General features: G+C 70.5%; 8 protein-coding genes. 3 read left to right on the top strand and 5 right to left on the bottom strand.

Annotation, left to right across the window (positions count from 1 at the left end):
* The coding region (locus ABD295_RS07035; RefSeq protein ID WP_344302966.1) for an IS110 family transposase at positions 1-762 on the bottom strand (762 nt) is incomplete at its 3' end.
* Positions 763-855: 93 nt separating this feature from the next.
* Positions 856-2,070, bottom strand: a complete 1,215-nt coding sequence (locus tag ABD295_RS07030) for an MFS transporter (protein WP_344302965.1) — start codon at positions 2,068-2,070, stop codon at positions 856-858.
* A 65-nt stretch (positions 2,071-2,135) separates the two neighbouring features.
* Here ABD295_RS07030 and ABD295_RS07025 point away from each other — a divergent pair, with 65 nt between their 5' ends.
* Genes ABD295_RS07025 through ABD295_RS07015 form a run of 3 tightly spaced genes read left to right on the top strand, consistent with a single transcriptional unit; the run spans position 2,136 to position 4,807 of the window.
* A complete protein-coding gene (locus ABD295_RS07025) occupies positions 2,136-2,357 on the top strand; it encodes a DUF4396 domain-containing protein (RefSeq protein WP_344302964.1) in 222 nt (73 codons plus the stop codon).
* Positions 2,358-2,397: 40 nt separating this feature from the next.
* The gene (locus ABD295_RS07020; protein ID WP_344302963.1) at positions 2,398-4,173 is read left to right on the top strand and encodes a DUF429 domain-containing protein; all 1,776 of its coding nucleotides are present in this window, start codon (positions 2,398-2,400) and stop codon (positions 4,171-4,173) included.
* Positions 4,174-4,183: 10 nt separating this feature from the next.
* Positions 4,184-4,807, top strand: a complete 624-nt coding sequence (locus ABD295_RS07015) for a YczE/YyaS/YitT family protein (protein WP_344302962.1) — start codon at positions 4,184-4,186, stop codon at positions 4,805-4,807.
* On the opposite strand, the gene zwf is transcribed toward ABD295_RS07015, so the two are convergent.
* The 3 genes from zwf to ABD295_RS07000 all read right to left on the bottom strand — a co-directional run bounded on the left by zwf (position 4,749) and on the right by ABD295_RS07000 (position 7,884).
* Positions 4,749-6,197, bottom strand: coding sequence for a glucose-6-phosphate dehydrogenase (gene zwf / locus ABD295_RS07010; protein ID WP_344302960.1), 1,449 nt, complete (start codon positions 6,195-6,197; stop codon positions 4,749-4,751). The two genes, ABD295_RS07015 and zwf, sit on opposite strands and share 59 nt — an antisense overlap.
* A gap of 79 nt (positions 6,198-6,276) precedes the next feature.
* Complete coding sequence (locus ABD295_RS07005) at positions 6,277-7,122, bottom strand: aldo/keto reductase (RefSeq protein ID WP_344302959.1); 846 nt, start codon at positions 7,120-7,122, stop codon at positions 6,277-6,279.
* 51 nt (positions 7,123-7,173) lie between these two features.
* Positions 7,174-7,884: a DsbA family oxidoreductase gene (locus tag ABD295_RS07000; protein WP_344302958.1), complete on the bottom strand. Its 711-nt coding sequence runs from the start codon at positions 7,882-7,884 to the stop codon at positions 7,174-7,176.
* Positions 7,885-8,880 lie beyond the last annotated feature (996 nt).

Raw genomic sequence — 8,880 nt, 5'->3', positions numbered from 1 at the left:
CCCGAGGTAGGCGCCGATGCTGTTGCCGTTGAACCGGGTCCAGTCACCGACCTCGACCGCGAGCGCGAACCCGGTCAAGGTTGAGATCCCGCGCAGGCAGCACAGCCGGCGGGTGATGTCGGTGAACTCGCTGTCGGCGGCGAGTTGAGTGATCACTGCGTCGAGCCGGTCGCGGCGCGCGACGGCGAACTCGATGGCTTCGAGGTCGGCTTGGTAGGCGGCTCGGGTGCCGAGGTCGTCGAACTGGATCCGGTGCAGCCAGGCGTGGTGCTTGGCTGACCAGGTCTTGCCGCCGTAGACGTGGCCGTGGCGCAGCAGCAGCTTCGAGACCCGGTGCCGGGCCCGCATCAGGTCACCGCGGACATCCTCGCGGGCTCGGACCAGGTCGCGGGCTGCTTCCTGGGTGATGGTCGGGACCCGGACGCTGGTGATGTCGTCGTTGCGCAACAGCTTCGCCAACTGCAGCGCGTCGCGAGCGTCGGTCTTCACACGGTCCCCAGCCGGGCGGGCCAGCTTCGACGGGGCGGCGACCTCGCACCGGATCCCTGCCGTGGTCAGGGCGCGGGCCAGGCCGAATCCGGTCGGTCCTGCTTCGTAGGTGACCGCGACCGGGCCTGACAGCCTGGCGAGCCAGTCGAGAACGATCTCGTTCGACGGGATCAGCCGCTCCTTGAACAGCTCACCGGTCGTGGTGTCGATCGCGGTCGCGACAACAGACCGTGCGTGCACATCGAGTCCAACGCTCGTACGCTCAGTGAACACCGGGGCCTCCTATGCCTGTGGATAGGTCGAGCAGGCCACTCCTGCCCGACAACCCACGTTCATGCATGTGAGAGGCCCCGGCCCACAACCCCCTCACTCCGAGGCGGTCACGTCATACCGTCTGAGCCGCTCGTCGAGCCTGCCTGTCCAACAGGCGACCCAGCCGGCTCCGGCCAGCCCGAAGAGACCGACGACCACGCACACCGCGGCCAGGGGAGCGACCAGGCTGAGCGCGCTCACGAACAGCGGACCACCGGAGACTCCGATGTCGCCGCACAGCCGCCACGCGCCGAGGAACTGCGCCCGCCCGACGACCGGGGCCGAGTCGGCGCCCATCGTCATCACGATGCCCGAGCCGAGGCCGTTGGCGAACGCGATCAGGATCATGACCGCGGCGAGACCGGTGACTCCGGACACCCAAGGGAGGGCGAGGCAGGCGATGGCGACGCCCACGACGATCGGGACGGCGACGAGGCGGCGGCCGTGCCGGTCCATCAGCCAGCCGCCGGGGTAGAACATCAGGATGTCCACGGCCGCGGCCAGCGCGAACACCAGCGACGTCGTGGTCGGCGCGATGCCGATGTGGTCTGCCCAGAGGGGGATCAGGCCGTTGCGCACCGAGCGGGACGCGCCCAGGATGACCACGCTGAACCCGAGGGTGAGCAACACGTGGCGGTGGGCCACCACGACCGAGGCGACGCTGGCGAAGCCCTCCTCGCGCTGGATGGCGCGGTCCTCGACCCCGAGGTCGGGCACGGCGAGGGCGACGACCCCTCCGAGCAGAGCGCAGACCGCTGCGAGCAGGAAGACCGCGCTGATCCCGAAGGGGCCGATCAGGGCCGCACCCATCAGCGGGCCCAGGAACACACCGACCCGCGTCGCGCCGCCCAAGGCCGCCATCGCGCGCGCCCGGTAGGCCTGGGGGACGGCGTCGATCATGTAGCCCTGCCGGGAGATCAGGAAGACCGACCACGCCGAGCCGCCCACCGCGACGGCCGCTCCGAAGACCACGACCGACGTCGCGAGCGCCGCGCCGACCATCGCCGTGGCCTCGACGACGGCCGCGGTGGCCAGCGCCCTTCTCTCCCCGAGCCGCGCGACCACGGCACCGGCCGGGAGCGACGTGACCAGCTGACCGAGCCCGAACAGCGCCACGACGAGCGCTGCGGTGCCCACGCCCGCGCCGAGGGCTCGAGCCTGGAGGGCGACCATCGGCATCGCGGCGCCATAGCCGAGGGAGCTGAGGATGGTCGGCCCGTACGCCGGGAGAGCGATCTCGCGCAGCCGGAAGTCCGGCGAGTCCGTCACGCCGGTCATCCTGACCCTGATCTTTCCGGGAATGTACCCCATAGGGGTATGCGTTCCCGCACCTGGTGCTCGCGGCGGACACGCTGTCGATCGTCACCATGGAGATCGTCGACAACGCGGTGATGGCCGCCTGGCCCGGCGCCATGGACGCCGGGCTCGGCGACACCCGCTTCTGGATCGCCCTCGTGGTAGCGCTGGCGGCGGCCTTCGTGGTCGCCTTCCCGGTCAACCGCTGGCTGATCGGCCGGGGCCGGGGCCACGCGCTCATGCACGACCACCACCACTAGGCACGCGCACGAGGCACGCCCACTAGGGCAGGGTGGGCCTGTGAAGTACGTCGGAGTCGACCTCGCCTGGGGCACGCGCCGCCCCACTGGGCTGGCCGTGCTCGATCCCGGTGACGCCGGCGCCCGCCTGGTCCACCTGTCGACGGCGCGCACCGACGAGGAGATCCTCGGGGCGCTGGCGGCGTACGTCGAGGACGACTGCCTGGTCGCCGTCGACGCGCCGCTCGTCGTGGACAACCCCAGCGGCAACCGTCCGTGCGAGGCGGCCCTCAACAAGGACTTCGCGAGGTTCCAGGCCGGTGCGCACCCGTCCAACACCGGCAAGCCGGAGTTCGCCGACGGCCCGCGGGGTGGACGGCTGTGCAAGGACCTCGGCCTGGACCTGAACCCGCGCTCGGGCCGGCCCCGCCGTGCGATCGAGGTCTATCCGCACCCCGCGACGATCGCGCTGTTCAACCTGCCGAGGACGCTGAAGTACAAGCACAAGACCGGGCGCACCTTCGCCGAGCTCAAGGGCGCGCTGCTCGAGCTGATGACGCTGGTCGAGGGACTGGGCGCCGCCGCTCCGCGTCTCGACCTGGACCACCCGACGTGGTCGGCGCTGCGCGCGGACGTCGAGGCCTCCGAGCGCAAGAGCCAGCTGCGCGTCGCCGAGGACCAGGTCGACGCCGTGCTGTGCGCGTACATCGGTCTGTATGCCGACCGCCGCCCCGAGCAGACCACGATCTACGGCGACGCGGAGTCCGGGTACGCCGACGGCCACATCGTGACGCCCTCGCTCAGTGCCGGCAACCCGGTCGACGCCTACGCCGCCGACGAGCCCGGACGGGTCGCCGCGGGCCTGGCCTTCGTCGACCTGGTCACGGCGTTGCTCGACGAGGCCGGCATCAACTACCTGTCGGTGACCGGCCGGACCAAGAGCGTCGCTTCGTTCGCCGAGAAGGCCACCCGCACCAAGGGCGGCCAGCTCGAGTTCCCCGATCCCCTGCGGGCGATCACCGACCAGATCGGCGTCCGGGTCATCACCTACGTGCAGTCCGACGTCGAAGCGGTGGTCGAGCTGCTCGGCGACGAGGTGCGCGTGCTCGAGGACCGGGACATGGGGCTGGAGACGGCCAGCGAGGGGCGGTTCGGCTATGCCAGTCGGCACCTGCTCATCGCGCTGGACCCCGAGCAGGCGGCCGACCCGGCGTACGCCGGGCTGCGCGACCGCGTCGCGTCCGTCCAGGTGCGCACGGTGCTCCAGCACGCCTGGGCGGAGTTCGAGCACGACATCCGCTACAAGGGCTCGATCCCCGACGAGCACGCCCGCGACCTCGACCGTCGCTTCACCCTCGCGGCGGGCCTGCTCGAGCTCGCCGACCAGGAGTTCACCACCATCCGCGAGCGGTTGCGCGGCCAGCCGGTCCCGACGCAGCCGGGCGAGGTCGAGCCGGGTGACACGGAGCCGGGTGACACGGAGCCGGGCGAGACCGATGACGACATGGAGGGAGCCGAGATCACCGCGCGCGAGCTGGCCGCCTTCCTCGCCGGACAGTACGAGGACGCGGAGTGGTCACGGCCCGACCACTACGAGTGGATGGCCCAGCTGCTCGGCGAGCTCGAGATCACCTCGATCAGCCGGCTCGGAGAGGTGCTGCGGTCGGTGGACTCGGACGAGCTGATGCGGCGGATGGACTACCGCTACCCGCCGGGCGCCGTGCGCCGCCTCGACGACGCGCTGCTGGCGGCCTTCGGCGAGGCCTACGTCGAGCTGCCCGGCAACGGGCACCGCGCCGAGGCGCTGAGCCGGCGGCTGACGAAGCTGGTCGGCTGAGGTCGGTCGGATGAAGCTGCTCGCTCGCGTCACCCAGCTCGTCATCGCGTGCGCGGTGCTGGGCGCGGGGGTCGCGCTGCTGCTGGACGCGCGGCTGGGCTCCGACGGCTACTCGATGTTCGTCAACGGGATCTCGCTGACCAGTGGCGTGGAGTTCTGGGTCGTCAACACGGTCCTGGGGGCCGTCCTGGTCGCGATGGCGTGGTTGCGTGGACGCCGACCGGGACTCGGCACCGTGGCGCAGCCGATCGTGGTCGGAGTCGTGGTGAGCTGGCTGCTGCCGCGCCTGCCCGAGCCGTCCTCGCTGCCGCTGCGCTGGGTGGAGCTGCTGGCCGGGTTCGCCGTCGTCTGCGTCGGGGTGGCGGCGTACCTCGCCGTCGACCTCGGTGCCGGACCCACCGAGGTGGCCGCGCTGGCGTGGGACCCGCCGGTGCCGTTCCGCTGGTCCTACTCGGCCGTGCAGCTGATCGGCGCCGTGGCGGGCTACCTGCTCGGCGCGTCGCTGGGGCCGGGCACCGTGATCGTGGTGCTGCTCATCGGACCGGTCGTGGACCGGCTGCTGCCGTTCCTGAGGTTCAGTGACCGGTCGCGTTGGGGTCGCGCCAGACCCGCTCGAACGGAAGCCGCCACGTGAACGGCGACACCAGCTGGTGGATCTGGTTGGGCCCCCACGAGCCCTGCCCGTAGGGCCTGACGATCGGCGGGTTGTCCAGCAACGGCTGGGAGATCTCCCACAGCCGTTCGATCCCCTCGGCGGAGGCGAAGAGCGTGCGGTCGCCGCGTGCGGCGTCGTAGATGAGCCGTTCGTACGCCTCGAGCACCGATCCCGCCCAGCCGGTGTCCTGCATGGCGAACTGCATCGACAGCTTGTCGAGCTTCATGCCCGGGCCGGGACGCTTGCCGTAGAACGACAGCGACATCTTGGCCTTGTCGGCCAGGTCGAAGGTCAGGTGGTCGGGGCCGTGGTCGCCGACCCCGGAGCCCGGGTCGAACATCGAGCGCGGCGGCTCCTTGAAGGCGATCGAGATGATGCGGGCGCCCTCGGCCATCCGCTTGCCCGTGCGGAGGTAGAACGGCACGCCCGCCCAGCGCCAGTTGTCGACGTAGCACTTGAGCGCGATGAAGGTCTCGGTCTCGGAGTCGTGGGCGACGCCGTCGATGTCGCGGTACCCGACGTACTGGCCACGGACCACGTCGTGCGGGTCCAGCGGCAGCATCGACCGAAAGACCTTGCGCTTCTCCTCGCTGATCGCCTCCGGCTCGAGGGACGTGGGTGGCTCCATCGCGGTGAAGGCGAGGACCTGGAAAAGGTGGGTGACGACCATGTCCTTGAAGGCGCCGGTGGCTTCGTAGAAGCTCGCTCGCTGCTCGAGGCCGAGCGCCTCCGGGACGTCGATCTGGACGTGGTCGATGTGGTGGCGGTGCCAGATCGGCTCGAAGAGGCCGTTGGCGAACCGGAAGGCCAGGATGTTCTGGGCCGCCTCCTTGCCGAGGAAGTGGTCGATCCGGAAGATCTGCTGCTCGTCGAACACCTCGTGGAGCTGGGCGTTGAGCGAGCGCGCGGACGCGAGGTCGACGCCGAACGGCTTCTCCATGATGATGCGGCTGCGCTCGACGAGCCCTGCGTCGCGAAGCTGGTGGACGACGTCGAGCGCCGCCTTCGGCGGCACGCTCAGGTAGTGGAGCCGGTTGGCCTGCTCGCTCCACTGCTCCTCGACCTCGTCGACCTTGTCGCGCAGCCCGCGCGGCCCGCCGTCCCCGGGCGCCCAGTGCAGCAGCTTGGAGAACTCCGGCCAGGCCTCGGTGTCGCCGTCGTCGCCGCCGAACTCCTCGACCGCCTGGCGGGCGAAGTCGATGAACGAGTCGCGCGTGTGCGGGTCCAGCGAGGTGCCCACGACGGCGATGTCCTTGAGCAGCCCGGTCTTGTAGAGGTGCAGCATCCCGGGGAGCAGCTTGCGCCGGCTCAGGTCACCTGTTGCGCCGAACAGCACCACGGTGGTCGGGGGCAAGGTCGTCGTCGCCATGAGCCCCAGCCTGCCCTACACGTCCGGTGGTTGAGGAGGTTGCGCCAGCAACCGTCTCGCCCCTGCTCGATCTGAGGGGTCAGGACGGGATCCAGTCCATGGTGTCGGGGTGCGCACCGGTACGACCGCTCTCGCCGCGGTCGAGCGCGGTGAGGTCACGCATCTGGTCCTCGTCGAGCTCGAAGTCGAAGAGCTCGAAGTTCTCGCGCATCCGCTCCACGCGGTTGGACTTCGGGAAGACGATGTCGCCGCGCTGCAGGTGCCAGCGCAGGGTCACCTGGGCAGGGGTCCGGCCGAGGTCGGCGGCGATCTTCTCGACGGTGGCGTCACCGAGCACCAGGCCCTGGGCGATGGGCGACCAGGCCTCGGTGGCGACACCGTGGCGCAGGTTGGCCGCGCGCACGGCCTCGTTGGTGAAGTAGGGGTGCACCTCGACCTGGTTCACCGCCGGCACGACGCCGGTCTCGTCGATGATGCGGTCGAGGTGGTCGGGCTGGAAGTTGCTGACGCCCACCGAGGTGGCCTTCCCGGCGTCACGCAGCTCGACCATGGCCCGCCAGGTCGAGACGAAGTCGCCGTCGTACTTGGTCGGCAGCGGCCAGTGGATCAGGAACAGGTCGACACGGTCGAGGCCGAGCCTGTCGAGCGACTCGTCCATCGAGCGGCGTACGTCGTCGGGCCGGTGGAAGCCGTTGTTGAGCTTGGTCGTGACGTACAGCTCCTCGCGCGGGAGGCCCGCCTGCTTGATCGCGTCGCCGACCCCCTGCTCGTTGCGGTACATCTGTGCGGTGTCGAGGTGGCGGTAGCCGACCTCGAGCGCGTCGCTGACCACTTCCGCGGTCCGGTCCGGCTCCACCTGGAACACCCCGAAGCCGAGCTGCGGGATGGAGGTGCCGTCGTTCAGGGCGATCGTGGGAACGGTCATACAAGGCCTACAAGGATCGGCCGTGAGGTATTCCGCCCCCGGTGATCGGTGTCAGATCGCGCACCCGTCGGAACCGCAGTCGCCGTCTGCGGCACCCGTCACGGTCACCAGCGGCTTCGCGTCTGCGTCGGCCCGGGCGATGACGTCGCGGAACACCTCGACCGGCTGGGCGCCGGAGATCCCGTAGCGCTCGTCGATCACGAAGAACGGCACGCCGGTGGCGCCGTACGCGCGGGCCTGTCGAACGTCGGCGGCGAACTCCTCGGCGTACTCGTCGCTGTCGAGCACCTGCTCGACGCGGACGCGGTCGAGGCCGGCCGCGGCGGCGACGTCGGTCAGGACGGCGTGGTCGGCGGGGTTGCGGGCCTCGAGGAAGTAGGCAGCGAGCAGCGCCTCCTTGAGGCTGCGCTGGAGCTGGGGGCCGCCTTCGGCGAGCGCGAGGTGAAGGAGGCGGTGGGCGTCGATCGTCCCTGCCCACGGCGCCTCGCGGTGCTTGAACTCGAGACCCTCGTCCTTCGCGAGCTGCTCGACGCGGCCGAACATCTCCTCCAGCTGCTCCGGCGCGGCGCCGTACTTGCGCGCCACCACCTCGCTCGCCGGCCGCCATCCCTCGGCCGGCTCCGCGCTTGGCGCGCTCGGGTCGAGCTGGAAGGAGTGGAAGACGACCTCGATGTCCTCGCGGTCACCGATCGCCGTCTCGAGCCTGCGCTTGCCGATGTAGCACCACGGGCAGACCACGTCGGACCAGATGTCGATACGCACGTGAGAGCAACGCGGACCGTGGTCCGGATTGTTCCGGCTGGCGAGCGGCAGTGCCAGGTGGTCGAGCAGCGAGCGGCGCTCGGGTTCGGTGGGTCGAGCAGCGAGGGGCGCTCGGTTCGGTGGTCGAGCAGCGAGGGGCGCTCGGTTCGGTGGGTCGAGCAGCGAGCGAAGCGAGCGGATAGTCGAGACCACCGCGCAGGCGGGTTCGCTTCGGTGGTGGAGGAGGTCGCGCAGCGAGCTTGCGAGCGGCAGTGCTCCGGTGGTCGAGCAGCGAGCGAAGCGAGCGGATAGTCGAGACCACCATCACGGTGGTCGAGCAGGGAGCTTGCGAGCGGCAGTGTCCCGGTGGTCGAGCAGCGAGCGAAGCGAGCGGATAGTCGAGACCACCATCACGGTGGCGGTCGTGACGGGCCGCGGGTGGTGGCGCGCCGATAGGCAGCAAGAGGGAACGGTGGGCTCGGTGTTTCGGTCGCCGCCCGGCCCCGGCGGTCGAGCAGCGAGCGAAGCGAGCGGATAGTCGAGACCACCGCGAAGGCGGGTTCGGATCGGTGGTTGAGGAGGTCGCGCAGCGAGCTAGCGAGCGGCAGTGCCCCGGTGGTCGAGCAGCGAGCTTGCGAGCGGTTAGTCGAGACCACCATCACGGTGGCGGTCGTGACGGGCCGCGGGTGGTGGCGCGCGGATAGGCAGCAAGAGGGAGTGGGGGGCTCTGTGTTGAGGTCTCTGCCCGGCCCCGGTGGTCGAGCAGCGAGCGAAGCGAGCGGCGGTGCCCGGTGGTCGAGCAGCGAGCGAAGCGAGCGGATAGTCGAGACCACCGCGAAGGCGGGTGTTGGCCTGGGGAAACCGGCTGGTGTTCGAACAGGTGTTCGAGTAGAGTGCTGACCACGATGACCCACCCCGCCGACACCCACCCCACACCCGCAGACCTCCTCGAGGAGGTACGCCGGGTCGACGCGGTGCGCGTGAAGGCCGAGGCCGACCTGCTGGCGTTGGCGTGTG

This window comes from Nocardioides bigeumensis, from assembly GCF_039531755.1.
Taxonomy (GTDB): Bacteria; Actinomycetota; Actinomycetes; order Propionibacteriales; family Nocardioidaceae; genus Nocardioides; species Nocardioides bigeumensis.
The sequence above is the reverse complement of the archived record's forward strand: the minus strand, read 5'-3'. Positions and strand labels throughout refer to the sequence as shown.